We start from the raw sequence: 24,290 nt of genomic DNA on the forward strand, positions 1-24,290 counted from the left end.
AAGCAAGGTGATTTTTTTGTATAACTTTCGTTGCCGCACCCGCATAGCGGGTGGTTTAATGATTCGCGACTACGTCGCGAACCAGTCTAAAGACAATAACTAAAAGGGGCTGTTTTACAGCCCCTTTTATAGCACTTATTTTATTGTAATTTTTTAGGATCTTTTAATAGTAATGATGCCCCAAGGCCCATTACGAGGAATGGCACGAGTGTCATCATAGCGACTGGTAGGGAGTAGGTGTCTGCTAGGTTACCTACGACAGGAGCGATGACGCCACCGATGGTTTGGCTCACGCCAAGGGTGATACCCGATGCAAAGCCGATACTTTTGGCTAGGTATGTTTGGCCTAGTACGATAACTGGGCTGTAGCTAATTGCTTTAGCAGCACCAATCATGAGTAGTAGCAAGTAGGCTATAGGCATCATGATGAGTGGTGAGAAGGTTGGTACCTCTGTTAATAGGAACATAGCAGGTAACCAAACTAATAGGGATAGTCTGATAATCTTGATAGGCCCATATTTATCGCCCAATAGACCGCCAATATAGGTCATGAAGATACCGATACTAAAGAATACAGTCAAGGCAAAGCTACCTTGTTCTGGGCTTGTACCGAGCTCACGAGTCCAGAAAATCGGAATAAACGCATTGATAACGCGGAAGTTTACTGATTGGCTCAAGATGATAACGAACAAGATGCCAAAGTATTTCCAGTAGTTCTTCAGCGGTTTTGCCGCCACCGTTGGATTTTCAGTAGCTACTGCTTGGTCGATAGTACGTGCATGAGTTACGATGCGAGGCATTAGTACGAACAATATAGTAAATATAATAATACCTACTACGGTGAAAGCCGCCAATCCATGAGGCCCAATTGTATAAGCAATGGCACCTGCAAAGAGTGGACCAAAGGCGAAGCCTGAGCTACCGCCGATAGCAAAGGTGCCCATGGCCTTACCTTTCTTGCCACCACCGAGACGGTTCATAATCTTTGCGCCTTCAGGATGGAAGATGGAAGAGCCAACGCCCGCTAATGTGGCACAAATGAGGAGGCTTTCATAAGAGGTAACAAAGCCCATCATACCTGTACTACATGCAGATAATAAAACGCCGAAGGCAATGAGCCGTGGTTGATTGATCTTGTCTGAAATATAGCCTAGTAAAGGCTGTAATAATGATGATAATGCTGTATTAGCTAAGATGAGAAAACCTGCTTGCTCTAAGCTCAGTCCATAGGTGTAAATGAACAGTGGCAAGAGGGCAGGTAACACACTTTGACAGGAGTCGTTGATCATATGACTCACTGTGATGAGATAAGGGTAATATTTTTTCATAGTAGTGTCCCCTTGAGTTTATGAGGAGATTATTTTAAATTGTATTTCTTATATTATAACCCAAATAGCTACAAAAATAGTTATAGTTACAAAAAAGCGCTGTAAAATAAAATATCCTACTAATAGAAAAATTTATTGAACATGTGTTTGACAATATATATAATCTAAATAAAACCATTAACAGAAAAGAAAAGGGATATTTTAATGACGAAAGACGAATTTTGGGAGGCAATTAATACTGGCGGAAAAGTATATACATATGATGATAAATTCGATTTTTATGCCGTATTTACTAAGGGAGCATATGAGATTTATCCAGTTCCAGTTCCTGATTATATAGATTCAGATAACTACGAAAAATATAAAACATTCAATGGAATGTTAAGAAGTTTTATGATTTTTGACAAGCCTTTAGGCGAATGTCTAAATAAAATTGAATATTAAGTTATGTAATATATAGCATAGCCTTTTATACGCCCTTTCATGTGTGATGATTGGGCGTATTTTTATTGGTGTAAAATAAAACACCCTACTAATATAGCAAGGTGTAAGAGATGATTATATGATTTTGTAAAATATCATGGGGCAATAAATGGGGCAAATACCACCATATAATAGAGAATGATTGATACACAAAATTCACTCAATAATATAAGAAAACCTAGATAACAGCTGTATTATGTGTATCTAGGTTTATCTATTGTATCTCTATCATTATCATTTAAAAGAATGGCAGAGGAGGAGGGATTTGAACCCCCGCGCCGGTTGCCCGACCTACCGCATTTCGAGTGCGGACCCTTCAGCCTCTTGGGTACTCCTCCGTGCTTTACGGCGCTCTTTAAAGAAGTCTTTCATAATTTGGCTGCATTCATCACCAAGCACACCAGATGCTAGTTCTGGTTCATGATTTAAACCAGGATGAGAGAGCACATTGAATAGCGATTCTACGGCGCCTTCTTTGTAATCACTTGCACCATATACAACACGATCAATACGACTGTTGATGATGGCTCCAGCGCACATCGGACACGGCTCTATCGTAACATACAGGGTACAACCAGTCAACCGCCAGCGCTTGAGAACATCGCATGCTTCGCGGATTACGAGGACCTCTGCATGAGCTGTTGCATCATGATCGAGTTCACGACGATTATGGTGACGTGACACGATGGTATTATCTTTTACGAGAATGGCACCGATAGGGATTTCTCCAAGTTCATAAGCTTTGCGTGCTTCTTCCATGGCTATGGCCATAAAATATTCGTCCCGTGTGCGTTCATCCATATTTTCAATGTCTGTAGGTGTAATGTCTTTTGTCATTGGCATACCTCTTCATGTATAATATCTTACATAAAGTCTATCATAGTGTACGCAGTTATGCGAATAGATTATTTGGGGGAATTATGGACATTATTTGGTATATATTTGATATGATTGGCACCATTGCCTTTGCTGTATCCGGTGCACTCGTTGGGGTATCCCGGAAGATGGATATATTTGGTATGACTGTCCTTGCATTGGCTACTGCTATTGGTGGTGGTATTGTACGGGACGTGTTGCTCGGCTATTTTCCGCCGAATTCATTGCGAAATATAGTGTATGTTACTGTTGTTTTAGTGGTAACTGTTATCGTGTTCTTAATTTATAACAGCCGATATCGTAAGCATGCGATGGGGCCTCGTAGTCGAGCTAGTTACTTGTTGGCCGATGCGTTAGGGTTAGCATCATTTACCGTAACAGGTGCTTCTGCAGGTTTTAAACTCTATCCAGAGTTGCCTATCTTTATTGTGTTGCTCGGTACAATCACTGCTGTTGGTGGTGGGATTATCCGCGATATGTTGGCGCAACGCATCCCATCTGTTTTGAAAGAGGATGTATATGCCTTGCCTAGTATTATTGGTGGCATCGTTTATTATCTTATGGTCACATCGAGTTGGGACAGTATGGCCGTATATGGTGCTTTCACAGTAGTACTCGTTATCCGTCTGCTAGCCCTCAAGTATAATTGGAGTCTGCCGAAGGTAGGAAAAACCAAGCCGGTTGCGAAATAATAGTCAAATGATATAATTATAATATTGAGCATATGAACATTTCATAAAAGTGTCAGAAAAAGAGAGTATTATAAAACAGTTAATTTTGCGAGTCGGGAGTACTCGCTACACAGAAGGAGATTTGATTTATGACGAATAAATGGTTGAAAGTAGCACTTATGGCTGCAGCTATCGCTACTGGTACATCTATTAAAATTGATGCGGAAACCGTGTTGTATGTACCTCAAGATGATCGCCCTGTAAGCTTACAATATACTGTAGATACAGCTCGCGAAGCAGGTATGACTATATTGACGCCACCTCAAAATTTGATTTCTGGTAAGAATTACCAAGGTCAAGCAGATCAAATCATGGCTTGGGTTGAACAAAATGCAGGCCGTGCTGATGTGATGGTATTGAGTACAGATACGCTTATCTATGGTGGTCTTGTAGACTCTCGTAAACACAACATTCCACTGACTACATTGGAAAGCCGTTTAAAACGTATTGAATCCTTAAAAGCTCGTAATAAAAACGTGCGCATTTATGGCTTTGGTACTGTAATGCGTTCTCCACGTGCTAGTGGTGGCGGCACTGAACCAGCTTATTATGCAGAATATGGTCCTACTATCTTCCAAATTGCCGCATTGCAAGATAAATTAGACTCTGGCTCCTTAACACAAGAGGAAACTCAAAAATTGATGAGCTTACAAGCCTCTGTTCCTGTAGAATATTTACAAGACTGGTTTGACCGCCGTCAAAAAAATATGAAAATCAACAAAGAGTTGATCGACGAAACTCGTAGCGGTGTATTCGATTACTTTGCATTGGGCCATGATGATACATCTCAATTGTCCCAATCTGCATTAGAAGGTCGTTACTTAAGTAAATACTCTAAGGATATTCCTGCTGAGAAATATGGTAGCTTCCCTGGTGCCGACCAACTTGGGCTCTTGTTGATGGCTCGTTCTCGTACCGATGAAAGTACAGAAAAACCAACATTCTCCGTAATTTATCCACTTGGTGGTGGCGGTAAAACATTGCCAGGTTACGAAGACCAAACTATCGATAAAACAATTGCGCAACACGTTGAGGCCGTAGGTGGCACTATGGTGACACAAGGTAAACCAACTGTGTTGTTAGCAGTAAATACACCACTTACTACAAGCACTGGTGAATCTGAAAGCTTCGAGAACTTCCCGATGATTTCTAATTCTACAAATGCTTTCGTAGATCGAATTCAACAAGCTGTTGATTCTGGTGTAAACGTAAGCGTTGCTGATATTGCTTATAACAATGGTGCGGACAATACATTAGTAGCTGCTATGTACAAACGCGATATGTTATACAAAATCGGTGCGTACAATGGTTGGAATACCGCAAGTAATACAGTAGGCTACGCCATTGCGCAAGGGGTATTGCTCAAAACTATGAGCCCAGAAGGTCACCGCAAGATGTTGACTCAACAATATTTGGATAACTGGGCGTACCAAGCAAATATCCGCAAAGATATTTACCGTATGCAAGACTCTATTCGCACAGATAATGTACGTTATTCTGGCGAGTTAAATGAACGTCTTGAAAGCTACTTAGGCGAACGGATTCAAGACTTCGCTGAAAAATATCTTAAAATCGATCCTCGTACAGTAAAAGCTACATTCCCTTGGGGCCGTCTATTCGAAACAGATATTACAATCTACGATAAACCTGTAGTACCTCTTGAAAAAGAATTGCGCTTGAAACGTGAAGCAGAAGCGAAAGCTAAAGCTGAGGCAGAAGCTAAGGCTAAGGCAGAAGCAGCAGCTAAGGCTAATGGTCAAGCTGCACCAGCACAACCTGCTCAACCAGTAAAGACAGCAGCTGCTCAAACTACAGCATCTGTAATTCCAGTAGTAAAACAACCGGCTACAACATCTCAAGGTCCACGCCTTGTGCCAACACCTGCAGTTGTACCTGGTCAATAATGAATAGGGAATGGACATGAAAAAAGCATTTTTACCGGAAATTACTTATATGCGTGGCCTCTGTATGCTCGGTGTTATCGGCATTCATGTAGGTTCTTACGCATTACAAAATCCTTTTGTAAATTTAGAACTCATTAGCGTCTTAGAAATTCTATCGCGCTTTGGGGTACCAGCATTTTTCTTCCTCTCTGCATTTGGATTGTTCTACCATACATCTGTAGAGGGACCATTCTCATATAAGGAATTTATGCACCGCCGTATTCAGGTGGTGCTATTTCCATATATTACGTGGTCCATATTTTATTTGCTCTACACGGGACTAACGGCGCATAATCTAGGTAATTTGCATCCTGGACCATTGGCTGTAAATCTATTATTTGGTACGTCTATGTATCATTTATACTTTATGGTTATCCTCTTATGGTTCTACGTGATGATGCCGTTATGGCGAGCTATGGTGAAAGTCATCTTAAAACGTCCTGTATTCTGGATGGTATTACTATTTATCATCCAAGTTGGCATCGATTATGTATCATCTTACATGCTTGGCCGTTGGGTAACAGAACATCTCAGTAATAACCCTGTGTTGAAATATCTTTTTGACATGAGACTTAACTATTGGGTTATCCATTATGTGTGGATATTCCTGTTGGGGGCTGTATGTGCTGAGCGCTATGAAACGGTATGCGAATACATGTGGCGCTATCGCTACTTGTTAGGTGTTAGTGCGGTAGGTTCTATTTTATTGATGCTCGGATCCTACTACTATGTCATGGACGTATGGCATTATACTGTTCTAGAAGCAATTTATACAGTTCATCAAATGAGCCCAATGGGTGTTCTCTATACTGGACTGGGAACACTATTTAGTCTGTTCTTATTCCAAACCTTACCAATGAATGCGACTATGGAATCTACTTGGTCAGAAATAGGGGATAAGTCCTACGGTATTTATTTAGCACATCCATTCTGGTTGTTGATCATCTCTGGCGTGATGGCTAAATATAATCTTTTATATACCGTAGTTAATGTGCTAGCTATGTATGTGATGGCGCTAGGCCTGTCCTATTTGACTGCCGTGACATTAAACCATGTACCTAAACCATTACGTAAATTTATATTGGGACATTAATAATATACATCCGCTAGGATATAGTTTTTAGCTATGGCATCCTAGCGGATTTTTGTATATCTAAGTTATATCTTTCACAAAGTAAAGTGTGAAAATTTGAAAGTAATTGTGATATAATAAGTCCATGATGATTACTACTTGATAGAGTAACGATATAGAAAAAGAGGTGCTCCTATGCAAGAATTAACATATTTTAATGGCGAGTTTGTTGAACCAGGTGCCAAAGTTATCAGTATTGATGACCGTGGTTATTTGTTTGGTGACTCTGTATACGAAGTGGTACGTGTCGTAAAAGGCCGTTGCTTCGCATTGTCTTATCATCAAGATCGCTTGTATCGATCTATGCGTGAAATGGATATTCCCGTAAAAATGACCCCAGATGATTTAACAGAATTGCACGAAATTTTAATCGAGCAAAGTGAAATCAAAGAGGGCTATATTTATTTGCAAATCTCTCGTGGCGTAGCGCCACGCCATCATGCATATGATCGTTCCAAACTAGAACCACAAATGCTCATGTCTATCCGTAATTTGGATATGGATGCAGTTAATAAATTGGGTGAAGGTGTAAAAGCGATTGCATTACCTGATGAGCGTTGGGACCATGTAGATGTTAAGACTACTAATTTGATTCCAAATATTTTGGCACAAACTAAAGCGGAGAAGAAATTTGCTTATACTGCCATGTTGTTCCGTGATGGCGTTTGTACAGAAGGTGCAACATCCAATGTATTTGCTGTCAAAGATGGTATCTTGTATACGCATCCAGCAGATAATCATATCTTAAAAGGTATTACGCGCCAAATGATTTTGACTCGCGTAGCACCATCTCTAGGTATTACTCTCATCGAAAAAGAATTTGACCGCGCCTTTGTAGATGATGCGGACGAATTATTCTTTACCGATACAATTGGTGGTGTCATCCCAATTACTAAGCTAGACAGAAATCCAGTATCCGGTGGTAAACCAGGTGCTATTACACTTCGTCTACGCGAAGCACTAGAAAAATTGATGGAAGAAGGTTTGCCTTAATAGGTAATCTACTTTCATTACATGGTAAACTTTTACCTTAAGAAAGGACATTATTTTGATTCAATTACAACACATTAGTAAAGTCTATGAAGGCGCTACTCGTGTGGAAGCATTAAAAGATATTAGCCTTGATGTTAAAGAAGGTGAAATCTTTGGCATTATCGGTCAATCTGGGGCCGGTAAATCCACATTAATTCGATGCATCAACATGCTCGAAGCTCCTACATCTGGCTCTGTTATCGTCAATGGTACAGATTTAACAACACTTAGCAAATCCGATTTACGTAAAGCACGCAAAGATATTGGTATGATTTTCCAACATTTTAACCTTTTGTCCTCTCGTACAGTGTATGACAATGTGGCATTTCCGTTGGAATTACAAGGTTTGAGCAAATCCGAAATCAAGGAACGCATTACGCCAATCCTTGATATCGTAGGCCTTACTGAGCGTATGAATAACTATCCATCTCAATTGTCTGGTGGTCAAAAACAACGTGTTGGTATCGCTCGTGCCTTAGCGTCTAATCCAAAGGTTCTTCTTTGTGATGAAGCTACATCTGCTCTGGATCCGCAAACAACAGAATCCATTTTGAAATTGTTGAAAGATATCAACGAAAAAATGGGCCTTACTATCGTTCTCATCACTCATGAAATGCACGTAATCCGTGAAATTTGTGATCGTGTAGCGGTTATCGAAGGCGGTGTAATCCTCGAGGAAGGTAGCACTGTTGAAGTATTTACACATCCTCGTGAAAATACCACAAAAGAATTCATCAGCTCTGTTGTGAGTGATAACTTACCGCCAGAAGCGTTAGAACATTTGGAATTACATGATCAATGGATTGCAGGTACAGCTCCATTAGTACGTCTTAAATTCACAGGCCAATCTACAGATGAACCTGTAGTGGCAGGTCTCGTACGACGCTTTAACCTCGATGTAAGTATCCTCTTTGGTGGCATCGACTATATCCAAAATACATGCGTTGGTCGCCTTATCGTTATCTTGAATGGTGACCCAGAAAATGCGCAAGAGGGCTTAGACTACATCAAAACATTACCAATTGAAAGCGAGGTGATCGGTTATGTCAGAGCAAATCATTAATCTTCTCATAACTGGTACCCTTGATACATTGCAAATGACCATTATTTCTACGGTCATGGCTATGTTACTTGGTATCCCTCTCGGTGTTATTTTGGTAGTAACCTCTAAGGGTCATATCTTAGAAAATGTAGCGCTTAATAAGGTGCTAGGTGCTATCGTCAATGCAACGCGTTCCGTACCATTTATCATTTTGATGGTAGCTATCATTCCATTCACTCGTATGGTGGCAGGCACATCTATTGGTACCACTGCAGCTTGTGTGCCTTTAACAATCGCTGCAATTCCATTCTTAGCACGTCTTGTAGAAACATCTATTAAAGATATTAACTTTGGCGTAATTGAAGCGGCCCAATCCATGGGTGCAAGTCCACTCCAAATCATTTGGAAAGTATTATTACCTGAAGCATTGCCTACGATTATCGATAATGTAACGGTTCTTATCGTTAACCTCATCAGTTACTCTGCAATGGCTGGTGCTATCGGTGGCGGTGGCCTTGGTGATATTGCTATCCGCTATGGTTACCAACGTTTCCAAGCTGATATTATGATTGCTACCATTATCATCTTGGTTATTTTGGTACAATTAGTCCAAATGATTGGCGATGCTTGGTCTAAAGCGATGAATAAGAAGTAGGAGGATCCTATGAGTATCAATGAGAAGTTGAGAAGTGAACAAAACGATGAGCTATTCACCGCTATATTAACGCTTGAAAATACTGAGGAGTGCTATGCGTTCTTTGAAGATATCTGTACGATTAATGAATTGAAAGCTTTGTCTCAACGCTTACAAGTAGCAAAAATGCTACGTGCCGGTGATAGCTACGAAAAAATTGTAGAAGAAACAGGTGCGAGCACGGCTACTATTAGTCGTGTCAAACGATGCTTAGTCTATGGTGCTGATGGATACACATTAGCTTTAGATCGTCTAGGTGCAAAATAAAATAAACTAGCATGACAACGGTGGCCTTTTGGCTACCGTTGATGTGCTATCTACAGGAGGTTTATATGGAGTGGCTTATTGAGGTAACAGGTTTACCATTTGATATCCTAATTCTCGTTTTGCTCGCTGTAGCAGGTGCTTTTGCCGGCTTTGTAGACTCCATTGTGGGTGGTGGGGGCCTAATCTCTGTTCCCGCTATGCTATTAACCAACCTTCCGCCGAGTATGGCCTTAGGCAGTAATAAGCTGTCTAGTATATTTGGAGCTGGCAGTGCGTCAATTACATTCTTAAGAAATCACATGGTTGATTTTTCTCTAGTTCGTAAATTACTACCTTTTACATTTATAGGATCCATGCTTGGTACCTTAGCAGTTGTATCATTGCCACCCTTGTATGTAAAGCCTATTATTATCGTCCTACTCGTTTGTGTCACACTTTTTGTGGTATTTAAAAAGGATTGGGGAGAAATAAACCGTACCTCAGCAGTAGCAGGAAAAGCATTGTATATTTGCATGGCCTTTGCTTTTGGTATTGGTGTTTATGATGGTTTTATTGGCCCTGGTACAGGTACATTTTTAATTATGGGCTTTATTTTTACTGGCTTTGATTTTCTGCATGCTTCAGCGAATGCAAAAATATTGAATTTTACCAGTAATTTAGCATCTTTGATCGTGTTTTTCTGTTTAGGGCACGTCAATATTAAGTACGGTTTAGCTACAGGGGTAGGCCAAATTATAGGTGCTTACCTAGGATCTCATTTAGCTATTGCTAAGGGTTCGTCGTTGGTACGTGTTGTATTCTTGTCGGTAACGACAGTTATGTTGTTGAAATTAGTCTATGACTATGTTTCCACATTATAGGAGGGCAAGGTATGCCTCATAAAAGTGATGTACAAGTGGCATTGATTAGTGGTGGCACATCGGGCATCGGATTTGCTACGGCAAAATTGCTTCTTAAAGAAGGCTGGTGTGTTGTCATTAACGGTCGTGATGAAAAATCAGGACAAACGGCTAAGATGAAATTGCGCCGCTATTCTTCAAGGGTGCAGTACATCCAAGGGGATGTATCGAAGATTGAAGATTGTCAGCGTATTGTAAAAGAAACCGTTAAATTATTCGGCGGTGTTTCTGCTCTCGTAACAGCAGCAGGCTATTATGAAGAAGAGCTTCTGGCAGATGTAAAGGAAGCAGCCTTTGATGAAATGTTTGGCACCAATGTGAAAGGTACGGTTTTCTTGTGCCAAGCGGCATTGCCCTATTTGCGCGCTACAAAGGGCAGTATCGTAACGGTAGCTAGTGATGCAGGCTTACAAGGTAATGTGGCTTGCTCTGTATACGGTGCTTCAAAAGGTGCGGTAGTGAGTTTTACGAAATCACTATCCCTTGAAATGGCACCACATAATGTGCGCGTTAACTGTGTTTGTCCTGGTGATGTGGATACCTCTTTAGTAGATAAACAAATTGCAAATGCTCAGCAAGATGCAGAGGCTGCTAAGGCTGAAATGGGCCAACATTATCCCTTGGGACGCATTGGTCAACCTCATGAAATTGGAGAGGTTATTGTATTTTTATTGAGCAATAAAGCTTCCTTTGTAACGGGGGCAGCATGGACTATCGATGGTGGTCTCACTAGTTGGTAAGATAGAAAATATTGGAAGTTATTTTATTTTTTAAATCTATAGATAATTAGAAAAATTCATTTCACTTCTAGCAATAGAATGGTATAATAATACTAATAATATGACCTATAGTTGGTTCACAACAAAGGAGAATACTTATGGCAGAATATAATGGCGTAACACTTGAGCCACTTATGGATGGTTCTCAAGACCGTGACTATCAAGTTGAACAATTTATTTTCTGGGGTGCAGGTCGTGCAGCGGCATTGGCATTATCCCCTAAATTCAGCAGTGTTGCTTTGTGCGCCAATGCAACGTATATGGTAACTCGCATTGCACATCTTTACGAAGTAGAATTACAATCTGGTGCCGTAGTGGGGCTAGTTGGTGGTCTTAGCACAGCTGTAGGTACAGCGGCTATTTCTCTTCTTGTTCCTCTAAAAGCAGTTCGCGTTCCTGTAGCAGTTGGTTTAACATATGCTATCGGTAAAATTGCTCACATTTGGATCCAAGATGGTATGCCTTCTGATATCGAACGCTATAAACCAATGGTTGCTGAATTCCTTGAAAGCGGTAAAGCTATAGCAGGTGACATCATCCGTGATGCAAGCGCTAGCATTCCTTTCACACAAGGTCAACGCGACGTTTGGGCTGGTATTGCTAATGAAACAGGTCTTGCTAAAGAAACTTTGAAACAAGTTTACGAAGAAAAAGTAACACCTGCTATCGATAAATGGAATACAGAAACAAAATATCAACTTCATGACAATGCAGCAGAAGTTGTGGCGAAAGTAACCGATGCGGCAAAAGAGAAAATTGATGTTGCTAAAGAAAATATTGATGTAGCTAAAGAATTAGCTAAAGGTGGTGTAGAAGTAGCTAAAGCTTCTGCACAAGCTGCAGTAGAAACTGCAAAAACTAAAGCTAATGATGCTGTTGAAACAGCAAAAGATGTTGCTACAAACACTGTTAATACAGCAAAAGATAAAATTGGTGGTTTGCGCAAATAGGCGCTAAAGGATTATGAAGATGAATCCATTAAAAATTATTACATATGGTAAGTATTTTAACGAATCTAAATTCGCCGCTTTTTTAGGACGATATGGTAAGAAGCTTGCCTTTGTACAACGAGCAGTGACCTTGTTCCTTTGTATGCGTGACAAGGACACTCCAAAATATGTAAAAGCAGTCATTGCTGGTGCCTTAGGGTATCTCGTATTACCTATTGATATTGTACCGGATACAATTCCTGTATTAGGTTGGATAGATGATGTAGCCGTGCTTGGTCTTGCCTTCAAGGTTGCCAATCGTTACATTAAAACTCGTCATCAAGAAGAGGCAAAAAAATACTTCCCATTTGGTGGCAGTAACTAGCTTTTAACCATTAAGGCAGTTTGATCCGTTGCGATTGAACTGCCTTTATTTATTTGACACGCTAAAGTAATAGATATACAATGAAGGTTGTATTCTATGAAAAAAGAAGGATAAATATATGCATATTGCTTCAGTAAATGTACGATTTTACGAAACCGATATGATGGGTATTGCGCACCATAGTAATCATTTTAGATGGTTTGAAATGGCACGCATTGAATTCCTTCGTCAAATCGGTGTAACCCTGTGGGATATGATGAATGAGGATATTGTATTTCCTATCATGAATGTATCCTGCAATTATAAAGAACCAGCAAATTTTGATGATGAACTTCACATCGAAACATATTTGGTTAAGATGACACGTGCACAAATGATATTCCGTTATCGTATGCGCCGTGCCAGTGATGGTGCGCTCCTAGCTACGGGAGAGACTAAGAATGCATTTATGTCAAAATCAACAGGTAAAATTGTGCGATTAGACGATACTTTTTATCAGCCTATGTTAGCAGCTGTTGAGGAGATGCCTAATGAGTAATGTACAACAATTGCCTATCGGCGTGTTTGACTCCGGTGTAGGCGGGCTATCTGTTTTAAAGGTCTTACAAGAACAATTCCCTAACGAAGACTTCATCTATATTGGTGATAATGCGAATAATCCGGTGGGGAATCGTAGTGATGATGAAATTACTTATTTAGCTTGTCATATTGCAGAGGCTCTTGAAAAACAGCCTGTAAAATTGATGGTTATTGCTTGTAATACGTTTACCGTTGTAGCCCTTGATGCAGTACGTGAACGCGTGTCTGTACCCGTTATTGGAGTATCACAAGGCGTAAAAACAGCGATTAGTCAAAGCAAAAGCAAGACAATTGGTATCATGGCGACGGCAGCAACTGTGAATAGTCATATTCATAAACATGTAGCCCTTGAAGTTGATCATGAAGTGCTCGTATGGGAGCAACCATGTCCTGAATTGGCAGGCCTCATTGAGCAAGGTCATTTAGATGACTATTTTGTACGCGATGTATGTACTGAATATCTAGAGCCTTTATTGTCCCGAGAAATTGAGGTCGTAGTTTTGGGCTGTACTCATTTCCCATTTGTACAACCTTTGCTAGAGGAACTAACGTCAGGGCGCATTCAATTCATCGACCCTGCTTTTGAAACGAGTGAACTTGTTCGCCGCAGATTAGAGGGTAAAGATTTGTTTAACCCTCAAAAAACGGCGGGTACTGTGTCATTGTATTTTACAAAGGATATTGAGCTTGGTGATACGCTGAGCGCCTCCTTCCTTGATACAAGTCGTCGCAGCATTGAACATATTACATTATAAAGGAGATGCCCTATGTGGTTTTATAACATCCTAAGTGTAGTAATAGCTATTATTGTAGCTATTGCAGCTTTGTATTTATTATTCCGTTTGTTCGTATTGAAACAAGGTAATGAAAAGGTTATTTTATTGCCAAAACGTGCAACAAACTTCCAAGTATCTGACCGTAATTTTGAATCTATTACCTTGTTCTGTGATATTCCATTTGTGAACAAAGGACGTCAACTTGGTACAATTATGGACTTATTCCCACGTCCATTGTTGCCAGAGGAACATTTTGATGCTGTGAAAGTACATGCATGGGCTATGGACATTAATCGTCCTCGTCATGATGGTTATTTTGAAGCTATTATCATCAAACCTCGCAAAGGTGGTACTATTCGTGTATTCGTTACCTTAACAGGTAAAAATGGCAATATTCGTGAAGATATTAAGGGCTTCCCTTATATGGACATCGATATTTACTACCAAATCGTAGGTCGTACAGATTATCATATCGATAAACAACGTATTCGTTTGACTGCTGAAGAAGTTCAAGCAGCATTGGTTCAATAAGGAGGCATAACAATGGCAGAATTAGAGTTAGTATGTGTGCCAACACGTATTCTTACAGATAATGATGACATCGTGGATGCTATCGTTGAATTTGGCGGTCATAATATTGGACCTGAAGATATCGTATGTGTAGCTGAATCTGTAGTGGCTATTACACAAGGTCGTTTTACACGTCCTGAAGAGTTAAATGTTTGCTGGCAAGCTCGTTTAATTAATCGCTTTATCCATCCAGATGGGTCTATGGCATCCATTTATGGCATGCAATCCGCTATGAATCTAGATGGTAAATGGAAAGTATTGGGTGCCTTCATTTTAGGCGCTATTGCTAAGATTTTCCGCAAACCAGGTGTATTCTATGCAATTGCTCGTGCAGCATCTTTAACAGATGATGTAACTGGTACAATGCCTCCATTCGACAAGCACATTGTATTTGGTCCAAAGGATCCAGATAAAGTAGCTGAGAAAATCGTATCTCGCACAGGCTGTTATGGAGCTGTTGTAGCTGACGTTAATGACTTGAAACGTTCCGCTGTGTTAGGTACAAGCCGTGGCATTGACGGCAATAAAATTGCACAATTGTTGATTGACAATCCATTTGGTAATGATAGCCAAATGACTCCGATTGTTATCATTAAAAATTACGCATCTGTATCTGGTAAATAACAGAAGGCTGTACTCATCACATAGAGATGGGTACAGCTTTTTTTATACTAATTAGGAGGTCGTATGTTACTAGGTTTAGACGTAGGTGGTACTTTCACAGATGCAGTCATCATCGATGGTCATCGTGTAGTAGCATCTGCTAAAAGACGGACTACAAAAGATAATTTAATGCAAGGCATAGGCGAGGCCCTTGATGCAATTCTCCAACATTGTGATACTACAAATATTGATCAAGTGACGCTGTCTACTACTGTTGTTTGTAGTAACGGGACCTGGCCGAAATGTGGACGATATATTCCCTGTGAATCCTATCTATCTTCAAGGCTATACTGATCATAGAGGTATTGTGGTGGAACGTACACCTATAAATGCAGTTCAAGCTATAGCCGAAATGGTTCAATCTCGCAGTGGTACTGATTTAGCCGCCGTATCTGCTAAATTTGGGGTGCGCAATCCTCAAGAAGAATTATCTATAACAGAAGCGTTGAAAGATAGATATAATACTATCTCTAATGGTAGCTTATTAAGTGGTTCCTTGAATTTTCCACGCCGTACTATTAGCGCCTATTTTAATAGCGCTGTAACACCGGTATTTACAGTATTTAAGAAAAATGTGGAAGATGCGTTAAGCGTGCGAAACATTAAGGCGCCGCTTCATATATTAAAGGCCGACGGTGGTTCTTTACCTATGGAACATATGGTAAGTAGACCTGTAGAGACAGCTTTTACAGGTCCTGCAGCCACTGTGCTAGGCTTATCTGCTCTTGGAGCTATTGGAAATGAACATACAATTGCTTTAGATATTGGTGGTACTACTACAGATATTTCTCTTTGGAAATATGGGAAGCCATTGATGACGAAGAATGGCGTATCCATTCGTGAATACCCAAGTGCAGTGCGCTCCTTTGCGGTTACCTCCGTCGGTATCGGCGGTGAGTCGGTAGTTCGCATAGTAAACGGTGAAATTACGGTAGGACCTGAACGTGTAGGGCCATCAGTGGCTTTAGGTGGCAATGAACCTACCTTGGGGGATGCTCTTATCGTACTAGGTTATGCGAGCTATGGTAAGGTTGGATTAGCTGAACAAGCTATGGAGGTATTGGCTAATAGATTAAATGCTAGTACAAACGGAGATACAGTTCAGACTCACCAACAATTAGCAGGAGGGGTAACTGCTTCGGACGTTGCTCAATCAATCGTAAATAAGGCATTGCAAACAATTCAGCATGGCATCGATGAGGTGGTACAGGCAGAAAATAAACGACCTGTGTATGTCGTAGAGGATATTGTAAATCCCGATGTCTTTGTGCCAGCTCAAATCGTCGTAGTGGGCGGTACAGCGCCTAACTTAGGGCCAAGTATCGGCGAGTTTTTAAACTTACCCGTTACTATTCCAGACAATGCAGCTGTAGCAAATGCTATAGGTGCAGCATTAGCACTATCTACCATTGAACTTACCGTTCACGTCGATACAAAACGTCGCTTGCTTGTCATTCCTGAGTTAGGTATTAAGCAGCAAACCTGTACTTTAAAACGAGTTGAACAAGTAGTAGAGCGCGCAAAAGAGGCTCTTATTGAAGAGGCCTTGCGCTTGGGCCTAGATAAAACGCAAGAGGTCGAGGTTATTAGCATTGAAGACTTCCCTGTTGTCGAGGGTTGGCAATCGATGGAACGTTTAATTACGGTGAAAGTACAACTAGAAGCGGGGGTGAAATACTATGTGGAATAAGGGTCTATCCTATCGTGAGCGTCATGGCATTCTAAATATGGATATTAAACAGGATGAGGCTACGAGCTCTACTACTAATAAAGCTAACTATCATCACAGTTTAGGGCTAGTATTTTTCCCTGCTTTTGACTGGAAGATTTCTGAAACCCATCCAGAACGACAAGAGCGTTTGCTGTATACGCGTGATCAAATCGTAGAGGAAGGTTTATTAGATATACCAAATATTAGGGAATACAATCCTATCGTAGCTGATTGGGATACCATAGAGCGTGTTCATGTGGGCGCTCCTGACTTAGAGTCTTGGGTAACGGAAGCACATCGTGTATCTGCCGGTGGTGCTATTGTGGCTGCTGATGCGGTTATGCGCGGAGAGGTAGACCGTGCCTTTGCCCTCGTTAGACCTCCAGGACATCATGCGATGGCTATGGTTCATGGTATTCGTGGGTTCTGTACCATAAATATTGAAGCTGTTATGATTCAACATATGCGCCAAACATATGGTATAAAACGGGTTGCTGTGGTGGATACAGATGTGCACCATGGCGATGGCTCTCAAGATGTGTTCTATCACGATCCCGATACTCTATATATTAGTTTCCATCAAGATGGACGCACGCTATATCCAGGCACTGGCTTTATGGATGAGTTTGGTGGACCTCAAGCTATTGGTGGCAATATAGATATTCCATTGCCACCTGGCACTGGTGACGAAGGGTTGATGAAGGTTATGCGCGAATTAGTATTACCTATATTAGAGGAATTTAATCCGGATATCGTCATCAATTCAGCAGGACAAGATAATCACTTTAGCGATCCGTTGGCGAATATGCAAGTTACCGCAAAAGGCTATGCGGAGCTTGTAGATTTATTGCAAGCAGATATAGCTGTTTTAGAAGGTGGTTACTCTGTACAGGAAGCGTTACCTTATGTAAATACAGGTATTATTTTATCTATGGCAGGCCTTGATTATAGCAAGGTCGTAGAACCTGCCTTTGATCCTGTTAAATATAAGCAAAGTCAAAATGTAACCGCTTATATTGATGACCTTATCACTAAGTGGAAGGTACAATGGGCTAATCGTCATAAGATGGCCGGAGAGGAACGCACCGGTGTAGGCGATATATGGTCGAATCGTTATAATGTGTACTATGATGAAACGGGCGTACAAGAGGAACGTCTTGAAAAGGTGCGCATGTACGAAGATAAAGTTGGATGGCATAGCGTGCTTTCACGAGGACAATATGGGCCCTATGGGCCACAGAGTGTATATGCCATGTTTATCCCTTGGCAGGCGGACGAAGAAACCCGGCAAGATGCTATTGTAGAGGCCAAACGGGCTAAAGCAGAAGGCGGTGCAAGCCGTTATGTTGTGGTAGATCCACTTGGCGATGGACAATACGAGGTATAGTGGTAGATTCTCAAAGTTGTGACTCCTGGTAATGAACCATACTGTGTTAGCATTGGTAACTATAATCTGATTCGTAGTGATAAAAAATAGTTAAATTGTGATATAATAAGAAAAGATAACGCCCCTTTGTGTAAGGGGCGTTCTAATGTTTAGATTTAGAATGGTGAGGTTCCTATGCGCAGCGATAATAGAACAGCAGGTCAATTGCGACCTATTAAAATAACACGGAATTTTACAGAGTATGCAGAAGGTTCTGTACTCATTGAGTGCGGCAAGACTAAGGTTATCTGCACAGCTACTGTAGAGGATTCTGTGCCACGCTGGCTCAAAGGATCCGGTCAAGGTTGGGTAACCGCTGAATACTCCTTGTTGCCACGTTCTACGCAAACTCGCGTGAGCCGTGAGGCTGCAAAGGGGAAACAAACAGGCCGTACCGTAGAAATTCAACGCCTTATCGGTCGTGCATTGCGCGCTGTCGTAGACCTTGAAGCGCTAGGTGAACGTTCTATTACTATCGATTGCGACGTTATTCAAGCCGATGGTGGTACGCGTACAGCATCTATTACAGGTGCTTTTGTAGCCCTCGTTGATGCGGTGGACTTTACCTTTGGCGGAGCTGGCAAATTCCCTATTACCGATTTCTGTGCAGCTATTTCTGTAGGTATTGGTCCTGACGGCCCTATTACTGATCTTTGCTACGAAGAGGACAGCGCTGCTATCGTTGATATGAATGTGGTGCGCACCGGCTCTGGTGATATGGTTGAGGTACAAGGTACTGGCGAACACGGTACCTTTAACCGTGATGAGCTAAATGCATTACTTGACTTAGCGGAAGCTGCTACAGATGAGCTCATGGCAAAACAACGTGAAGTACTTGGCGCAACAGCAGATAAAGTAGGTAAAGTGTATCCTACAGCTCCGGAGGTATAAGATGGAACAAATCGTATTAGCTACAGGCAACAAAGGAAAAATCCGCGAGTTTTCCGAGGCTTTCTCTCATTTATCTATCGATTGTGTACCGGTAAAAGATGTGATCTCCATTGAGGAACCAGAGGAAACAGGTACAACCTTTATGGAAAATGCTCTGTTAAAGGCTCACTATTATGCAAAGGCTACCAATCGCCCATGCCTTGCTGACGATTCTGGCATCACCGTAGATGCTCTCGATGGGGCACCAGGCGTATATTCTGCGCGTTATGCAGGTCATCATGGTGATGATCAAGCTAATAATGAAAAATTAATTCGCGAACTGCAAGGTAAAAGCGACCGCACAGGTCATTATGTATGTGCCTTAGCTCTCGTCTATCCTGATGGCCGTGAAGTGACAGCTGAAGGCTATTGTGATGGACTTGTTCAAGATGAGCCAAAAGGGGACAATGGTTTTGGCTATGATCCATACTTCTATGTACCTGAATTTGAAAAGACAATGGCAGAACTTAGCATTGAAGAAAAGGAAACCATCAGTCATCGTGGCCGTGCTTTACGCAAATTAATTAACAAGCTTTAATATTTTCGAACTATATGGTATAGTTCATATAAATATGTAATATAATAGTATTAGAGAACTTATAAAATGAAACGAATTGGTATTTTAAGTGATACCCATGGGTATCTAGATGATATAGATCTTGTCTTGGAGGCTACAGCAGATCAAGAAATCGATATGTGGCTTCATGCTGGTGATTTCGGTGATGATGCGCGCTATATGCAGGAACATACTGATATTCCTGTATATGCAGTGCGAGGTAATAATGACCGTGTACAGCCTCTTGAACCGCGAGAACAGTTGATCCCTCTAGAGGATACCTATATTTACATGACTCATGGTCATGAGGTATCATATTATAATCGCATACAAAAACTGATTGAGTTAGGCACTGATATGGGGGCGCGACTTATTGTATCTGGCCATAGCCATCATCATGGTGAGGTTCGTGTCCGTGATGCGGTATTTGTGAATCCCGGCAGTATATCGTTGGCTCGAGACCGTTCTGGCGGTACATTTGCCATCGTTACCTACGATAATGGACAGTTTGATGTAGAGTTTGTGTATAAACAAGAAATTGTTTAGTTATATGGTGAAAGCTTATGCTGATACAGTTTAAAAAGCTTTCAGAAAAATAGTAAGTCTATGCATGGAAAGGGTTATGACATATCATGGATACACCAGTTAAAGCAAAGCCTAAAATGAAATTATATGGTTTTAATAATCTCACAAAGACATTGAGTTTTAATATTTATGATATTTGTTATACTCGTACGGAAGAAGAGAAAAAGCAATACATTCAGTACATTGATGAAGTATACAATGCAGATCGTTTAACAGCTATTTTAACGGAAGTAAGCCGCATTATCGGTGCTAACATCCTTAACGTAGCGAAACAAGACTACGACCCTCAAGGTGCGTCTGTTACGATTTTGATTTCTGAAGAGGAAATTGAAAAGGAAGATGTAGTCATGCATCTTGATAAATCTCACCTTACTGTACATACTTATCCTGAAAGCCATCCGCACAAAGGGGTTAGTACGTTCCGTGCTGATATTGAAGTATCTACATGTGGTCAGATTTCTCCCCTTAAAGCACTTAACTATTTGATTCAAAGCTTTGATTCCGATATCCTTACAATGGACTACCATGTTCGTGGCTTTACACGTGATGTATCGGGTAAGAAAATTTATATTGATCATCGTATCAACTCCATCCAAAACTACATCAACGCAAAAACTCGCAACATGTACAACATGATTGATGTGAACGTATATCAAGAAAATATTTTCCACACAAAAATGATGTTAAAAGAATTTGATTTAGATAACTATCTCTTTGGTATTACTGAATCTGAATTGAGTGAACGAGAAATCAAACAAATTAAACATCAATTAAAACAAGAAATGATGGAAATTTTCTATGGTCGTAATTTGCCATCTGTAAAAGCATAAATAAAATATATATTCTATACGCTATGTGTCCTATCGGATAATACGTATATAGTACCAAAGTAGATAAGCCGTATATGGTTTATCTACTTTTTATTTAATCATCATTTTTATTACTAAATTAGATTAATTGAATTTAATTCTAAAATATTCGGAAAACTATATCGAAAAAACTTGAATTGTTATATATCATTTTGTATAATACAATTAGTTAAAGGTATTAATTACCGACTCAAAAGAGTCCGAGTTTATCCACAAAGGAGAATTATTATGGACGTACGTGAATTAGCTGTACACAAAAAACGTGAATTAAAAGGTTTCCTTACTGTAGGAACAAAATATGAATTAAAAGACGCTCATGATTTATCTGTAGCTTATACACCAGGTGTAGCAGAACCATGCTTGCGTATTAAAGATAATGAAGCAGAATCCTTTGAATTAACTTGCCGTTCCAACATGGTTGCCGTTGTATCCGACGGTACTCGTGTACTTGGTCTTGGCGATATCGGCGCTGCAGCAGCATTGCCTGTAATGGAAGGTAAATCCTTATTGTTCAAAAAATTCGGCGATGTAGACTGCATTCCATTGGTTGTAGATACAAAAGATGCTGATACATTGATCAACACTGTAAAATTATTGCAAAAAAACTTTGCTGGCATTAACTTGGAAGATATTTCTTCTCCTAAATGCTATGAAATCGAAAACCGTTTGAAAGAAGAATTGGAAATTCCTGTATTCCATGATGACCAACACGGTACAGCTATCGCTTGTTTAGCTGGTGTTAAAGGTGCTCTTCGTTTAGTTAAAAAAGATTTAGCTACTGCTAAAATCATTGTAAACGGTGCTGGTGCAGCTGGTGCTAACATTGCTCGCTTGTTATACCTTGCAGGAGCTCGTGATATTACATTGTTAGTATCTTCTGGCGTATTGCACAAAGATTACAAACGTCTTGATTCCTTGCAAGCTGAATTGATCGACTTGCTTAAACTTGAAGAAAAACATGGTAACTTGGCTGAAAATGCTAAAGGTGCTGATATTCTTCTTGGTGTATCTGCAGCAGGTGTATTCACAAAAGAAATTTTGGAAAACTTAGCTGACGATGCAATCGTATTCGCAATGGCTAACCCTAACCCAGAAGCAACATATGCTGATATGAAAGCAGCTGGTATTCGCATCGCTGGTACTGGTCGTTCCGATGCTCCTAACCAAATCAACAACGTAGCAGTATTCCCTGGTATCTTCCGCGGTGCTATCGATGTTCGCGCATCCCAAATCACTGACGAAATGAAATTAGCTGCAGCTGATGCATTGGCTAACTTGATTCCTGATAGTGAATTGAACGAAGAAAACGTAATGCCATCCGTATTCGATCCTCGTGTAGCTCCAGCTGTTGCAAAAGCAGTTGCTGAAGTTGCTGTAAAACAAGGTATCGCTAAGAATCCTAAAGTAGTAGAAGACGGTAGCTACGAAGGTTAATTTTATAGCTAATCATTTGATTGCTTAATGGCTCAAAAGCTGTTTAAAACCTAAGTAAGATAATATAAACTATAATGACATGCACCTCGAAAGGGGTGCATGTTTTTGTATATGTACTAATAAAATTTAAAAAATTAATGAAGTTGTAAAAAAGTACTTGTCACTATTTTGTATCGATGATATAATAATTTTCGTTGCAGAGCGATACTCAAAAGAGTAAAAAACTCAGCAAGAGTAGTGGTTGACATCAACTACCAGGTTTGCTATAATTAGCAAGTAATTAATGACGGGGCATAGCGCAGTTTGGTAGCGCACCTGGCTTGGGACCAGGGGGTCGCAGGTTCGAATCCTGCTGCTCCGACCATTTTTTTATTTGCGGGTGTAGCTCAATGGTAGAGCCCCAGCCTTCCAAGCTGGTCGCGAGGGTTCGATTCCCTTCACCCGCTCCATTTTTTTTTGCCTTTTTTAGGGTAAACTAAAATAGAGCATAGTTGACGATACATACTACATAATTTATACTATAATAGATAATTACATATATAGGTAATCCACATGGTTCAGTAGCTCAGTTGGATAGAGCAACGGCCTTCTAAGCCGTGGGTCGGGGGTTCGAATCCCTCCTGGATCACCAAAGAAAAAGCGAAGTCTCTTGTTGACTTCGCTTTTGTTTTTCTTACTATAAATGTATTGCTAATTAAGGTGCTTGACCATATAATAAAGATAAAGAATAGGAGGAGGCGGTGTATACATGGCTACAAAAAGTTTTTTAAAGAATGTAACTATTAAGAACAAAAAAGATTGTAGTAAGCTTTTACATGCGTTAGAGAGTGCGCAAAAGCAAAAAAGTGTTCCTGTTGAGTTTTCTAGATCTTATTCCATGGCTACAAAAGACGAAATTGATAAGATTTTCATATGATAGGATTTAAAATTGTTAATCTAGATTTACTTTTACAAGTTAAATCTGAGGAACAGATTAGAACAATTTTAAATGACTTTGAGAGTCCTCTCAATCCTGATATAGAAAGTTTTTTAAAATATAAAGCTGTTGAATTTTCTAAATCAGCAATTGCAAAAACATATCTAGTAATGGCCTCTTATCAAGGTGAAAACAAGATTGCTGGATATTTTTCTGTATCTGGTAGTAAATCTTTTGTTGTAAAAACAAAGGGAAATGAAATTAGTAAGAATATGAAAAGAAGGTTTAATAAGTTTGGCACTTATGATGCAGTTTTGAAACAGTATCATATCGCGGCTCCACTTATTGGACAACTTGGGAAGAATTATAAATATAAAGAACTTATCACTGGTAATGAATTATTAACCATGGCTGTAGATATGTTACGCCATGTCCAATCTTTAGTTGGTGGTAAATTTATTTATTTAGAGTGTGAAAATAATGAGAAGTTGATAGAGTTCTATATTAGGAACGGATTTAAAGTATTTGGTGAACGTAGCTTGGATTCAGATGAACAAGATTTTGCGGGACATATGCTAATTCAACTCTTAAAATATTTATGATTAGCATTAAAATTTATACTTAAAAAGGTGAATGGAGATTCCATTCACCTTTTTTATTATTGTCTTTAGACTGGTTCGCGACGTAGTCGCGAATCATAAAACCACCCGCTATGCGGGTGCGGCAACGAAAGTTATACAAAAAAATCACCTTGC

The 24,290-nt window shown here is 40.2% G+C and carries 26 protein-coding genes, 4 tRNA genes and 1 pseudogene; 28 read left to right on the top strand and 3 right to left on the bottom strand.

Going from position 1 to position 24,290, the window contains the following annotated elements; translation table 11 throughout:
• Positions 1 to 140: 140 nt before the first annotated feature.
• Positions 141 to 1,328, bottom strand: coding sequence for an MFS transporter (locus KH109_RS09195; protein ID WP_156719652.1), 1,188 nt, complete (start codon positions 1,326 to 1,328; stop codon positions 141 to 143).
• 204 nt (positions 1,329 to 1,532) lie between these two features.
• Between KH109_RS09195 and KH109_RS09200 the strand changes: the two genes are divergently transcribed.
• The gene (locus KH109_RS09200) at positions 1,533 to 1,772 is read left to right on the top strand and encodes a hypothetical protein (protein WP_295218984.1); all 240 of its coding nucleotides are present in this window, start codon (positions 1,533 to 1,535) and stop codon (positions 1,770 to 1,772) included.
• A 286-nt stretch (positions 1,773 to 2,058) separates the two neighbouring features.
• Here KH109_RS09200 and KH109_RS09205 read toward each other — a convergent pair.
• Together KH109_RS09205 and tadA are read right to left on the bottom strand one after the other, a co-directional pair.
• Positions 2,059 to 2,149, bottom strand: a tRNA-Ser gene (locus tag KH109_RS09205).
• On the bottom strand, positions 2,103 to 2,648 hold the full coding sequence (tadA, locus tag KH109_RS09210) for a tRNA adenosine(34) deaminase TadA (RefSeq protein ID WP_295219032.1): 546 nt from the start codon (positions 2,646 to 2,648) through the stop codon (positions 2,103 to 2,105). The genes KH109_RS09205 and tadA overlap by 47 nt, the downstream gene beginning before the upstream one ends.
• Before the next feature lie 83 nt (positions 2,649 to 2,731).
• On the opposite strand from tadA, the gene KH109_RS09215 reads away from it, so the two are divergent.
• From KH109_RS09215 to KH109_RS09350, 27 genes and pseudogenes are all read left to right on the top strand, one after another.
• The gene (locus KH109_RS09215) at positions 2,732 to 3,379 is read left to right on the top strand and encodes a trimeric intracellular cation channel family protein (RefSeq protein WP_287512089.1); all 648 of its coding nucleotides are present in this window, start codon (positions 2,732 to 2,734) and stop codon (positions 3,377 to 3,379) included.
• A 128-nt stretch (positions 3,380 to 3,507) separates the two neighbouring features.
• Complete coding sequence (locus tag KH109_RS09220) at positions 3,508 to 5,322, top strand: DUF4127 family protein (protein WP_285365652.1); 1,815 nt, start codon at positions 3,508 to 3,510, stop codon at positions 5,320 to 5,322.
• Between the two features lie 10 nt (positions 5,323 to 5,332).
• The gene (locus KH109_RS09225) at positions 5,333 to 6,454 is read left to right on the top strand and encodes an acyltransferase (protein WP_227721511.1); all 1,122 of its coding nucleotides are present in this window, start codon (positions 5,333 to 5,335) and stop codon (positions 6,452 to 6,454) included.
• 174 nt (positions 6,455 to 6,628) lie between these two features.
• On the top strand, positions 6,629 to 7,486 hold the full coding sequence (locus KH109_RS09230) for an aminotransferase class IV (RefSeq protein WP_005387963.1): 858 nt from the start codon (positions 6,629 to 6,631) through the stop codon (positions 7,484 to 7,486).
• Between the two features lie 55 nt (positions 7,487 to 7,541).
• Complete coding sequence (locus tag KH109_RS09235) at positions 7,542 to 8,588, top strand: methionine ABC transporter ATP-binding protein (RefSeq protein WP_005387964.1); 1,047 nt, start codon at positions 7,542 to 7,544, stop codon at positions 8,586 to 8,588.
• Positions 8,569 to 9,222 (top strand): methionine ABC transporter permease, encoded by a 654-nt coding sequence (locus KH109_RS09240; protein WP_005387966.1) that lies wholly within the window; start codon positions 8,569 to 8,571, stop codon positions 9,220 to 9,222. Before KH109_RS09235 ends, KH109_RS09240 begins: the two co-directional genes overlap by 20 nt.
• A 9-nt stretch (positions 9,223 to 9,231) precedes the next feature.
• The gene (locus KH109_RS09245) at positions 9,232 to 9,528 is read left to right on the top strand and encodes a YerC/YecD family TrpR-related protein (protein ID WP_005387967.1); all 297 of its coding nucleotides are present in this window, start codon (positions 9,232 to 9,234) and stop codon (positions 9,526 to 9,528) included.
• A 65-nt stretch (positions 9,529 to 9,593) separates the two neighbouring features.
• Positions 9,594 to 10,388, top strand: a complete 795-nt coding sequence (locus tag KH109_RS09250; RefSeq protein WP_295218994.1) for a TSUP family transporter — start codon at positions 9,594 to 9,596, stop codon at positions 10,386 to 10,388.
• 11 nt (positions 10,389 to 10,399) lie between these two features.
• Positions 10,400 to 11,167, top strand: coding sequence for an SDR family oxidoreductase (locus KH109_RS09255; RefSeq protein ID WP_295218998.1), 768 nt, complete (start codon positions 10,400 to 10,402; stop codon positions 11,165 to 11,167).
• 137 nt (positions 11,168 to 11,304) lie between these two features.
• Positions 11,305 to 12,156 carry a hypothetical protein gene (locus KH109_RS09260; RefSeq protein WP_156719658.1) on the top strand — a complete coding sequence of 284 codons (852 nt, stop codon included), beginning with the start codon at positions 11,305 to 11,307 and terminating at the stop codon, positions 12,154 to 12,156.
• 19 nt (positions 12,157 to 12,175) lie between these two features.
• Complete coding sequence (locus tag KH109_RS09265) at positions 12,176 to 12,520, top strand: YkvA family protein (protein ID WP_060924113.1); 345 nt, start codon at positions 12,176 to 12,178, stop codon at positions 12,518 to 12,520.
• 118 nt (positions 12,521 to 12,638) lie between these two features.
• Complete coding sequence (locus tag KH109_RS09270) at positions 12,639 to 13,058, top strand: thioesterase family protein (RefSeq protein ID WP_005387975.1); 420 nt, start codon at positions 12,639 to 12,641, stop codon at positions 13,056 to 13,058.
• On the top strand, positions 13,051 to 13,854 hold the full coding sequence (gene murI / locus KH109_RS09275; RefSeq protein ID WP_119208428.1) for a glutamate racemase: 804 nt from the start codon (positions 13,051 to 13,053) through the stop codon (positions 13,852 to 13,854). The genes KH109_RS09270 and murI overlap by 8 nt, the downstream gene beginning before the upstream one ends.
• A gap of 12 nt (positions 13,855 to 13,866) precedes the next feature.
• On the top strand, positions 13,867 to 14,406 hold the full coding sequence (locus tag KH109_RS09280; RefSeq protein WP_156719661.1) for a hypothetical protein: 540 nt from the start codon (positions 13,867 to 13,869) through the stop codon (positions 14,404 to 14,406).
• A gap of 12 nt (positions 14,407 to 14,418) precedes the next feature.
• On the top strand, positions 14,419 to 15,069 hold the full coding sequence (locus tag KH109_RS09285; RefSeq protein ID WP_005387981.1) for a coenzyme F420-0:L-glutamate ligase: 651 nt from the start codon (positions 14,419 to 14,421) through the stop codon (positions 15,067 to 15,069).
• Between the two features lie 63 nt (positions 15,070 to 15,132).
• A pseudogene (locus KH109_RS09295) lies at positions 15,133 to 16,798 on the top strand (hydantoinase/oxoprolinase family protein).
• Positions 16,788 to 18,206, top strand: a complete 1,419-nt coding sequence (locus tag KH109_RS09300) for a histone deacetylase (RefSeq protein ID WP_295219011.1) — start codon at positions 16,788 to 16,790, stop codon at positions 18,204 to 18,206. The pseudogene KH109_RS09295 and the gene KH109_RS09300 overlap by 11 nt, the downstream one beginning before the upstream one ends.
• A 174-nt stretch (positions 18,207 to 18,380) precedes the next feature.
• On the top strand, positions 18,381 to 19,136 hold the full coding sequence (gene rph, locus KH109_RS09305; RefSeq protein ID WP_295219014.1) for a ribonuclease PH: 756 nt from the start codon (positions 18,381 to 18,383) through the stop codon (positions 19,134 to 19,136).
• A gap of 1 nt (position 19,137) precedes the next feature.
• Positions 19,138 to 19,713 carry an XTP/dITP diphosphatase gene (locus KH109_RS09310; protein ID WP_295219017.1) on the top strand — a complete coding sequence of 192 codons (576 nt, stop codon included), beginning with the start codon at positions 19,138 to 19,140 and terminating at the stop codon, positions 19,711 to 19,713.
• A 66-nt stretch (positions 19,714 to 19,779) separates the two neighbouring features.
• A complete protein-coding gene (locus tag KH109_RS09315) occupies positions 19,780 to 20,277 on the top strand; it encodes a YfcE family phosphodiesterase (protein ID WP_295219020.1) in 498 nt (165 codons plus the stop codon).
• Positions 20,278 to 20,363: 86 nt separating this feature from the next.
• Positions 20,364 to 21,146, top strand: coding sequence for an adenosylmethionine decarboxylase (gene speD, locus KH109_RS09320; protein WP_060924105.1), 783 nt, complete (start codon positions 20,364 to 20,366; stop codon positions 21,144 to 21,146).
• Between the two features lie 267 nt (positions 21,147 to 21,413).
• Positions 21,414 to 22,619: an NADP-dependent malic enzyme gene (locus KH109_RS09325; RefSeq protein WP_295219025.1), complete on the top strand. Its 1,206-nt coding sequence runs from the start codon at positions 21,414 to 21,416 to the stop codon at positions 22,617 to 22,619.
• Between the two features lie 287 nt (positions 22,620 to 22,906).
• Positions 22,907 to 22,983 (top strand) — tRNA-Pro (locus KH109_RS09330).
• An 11-nt stretch (positions 22,984 to 22,994) separates the two neighbouring features.
• Positions 22,995 to 23,068: transfer RNA gene (locus tag KH109_RS09335), tRNA-Gly, on the top strand.
• Positions 23,069 to 23,173: 105 nt separating this feature from the next.
• Positions 23,174 to 23,250: transfer RNA gene (locus KH109_RS09340), tRNA-Arg, on the top strand.
• 117 nt (positions 23,251 to 23,367) lie between these two features.
• On the top strand, positions 23,368 to 23,535 hold the full coding sequence (locus KH109_RS09345; RefSeq protein ID WP_257847283.1) for a hypothetical protein: 168 nt from the start codon (positions 23,368 to 23,370) through the stop codon (positions 23,533 to 23,535).
• Entirely contained in the window at positions 23,532 to 24,137 is a 606-nt protein-coding gene (locus tag KH109_RS09350; RefSeq protein ID WP_295219029.1) for an N-acetyltransferase, read from the top strand. Before KH109_RS09345 ends, KH109_RS09350 begins: the two co-directional genes overlap by 4 nt.
• Positions 24,138 to 24,290 lie beyond the last annotated feature (153 nt).

Origin of the sequence: Veillonella sp. (assembly GCF_018381775.1) — a bacterium.
Lineage (GTDB): Bacteria > Bacillota > Negativicutes > Veillonellales > Veillonellaceae > Veillonella.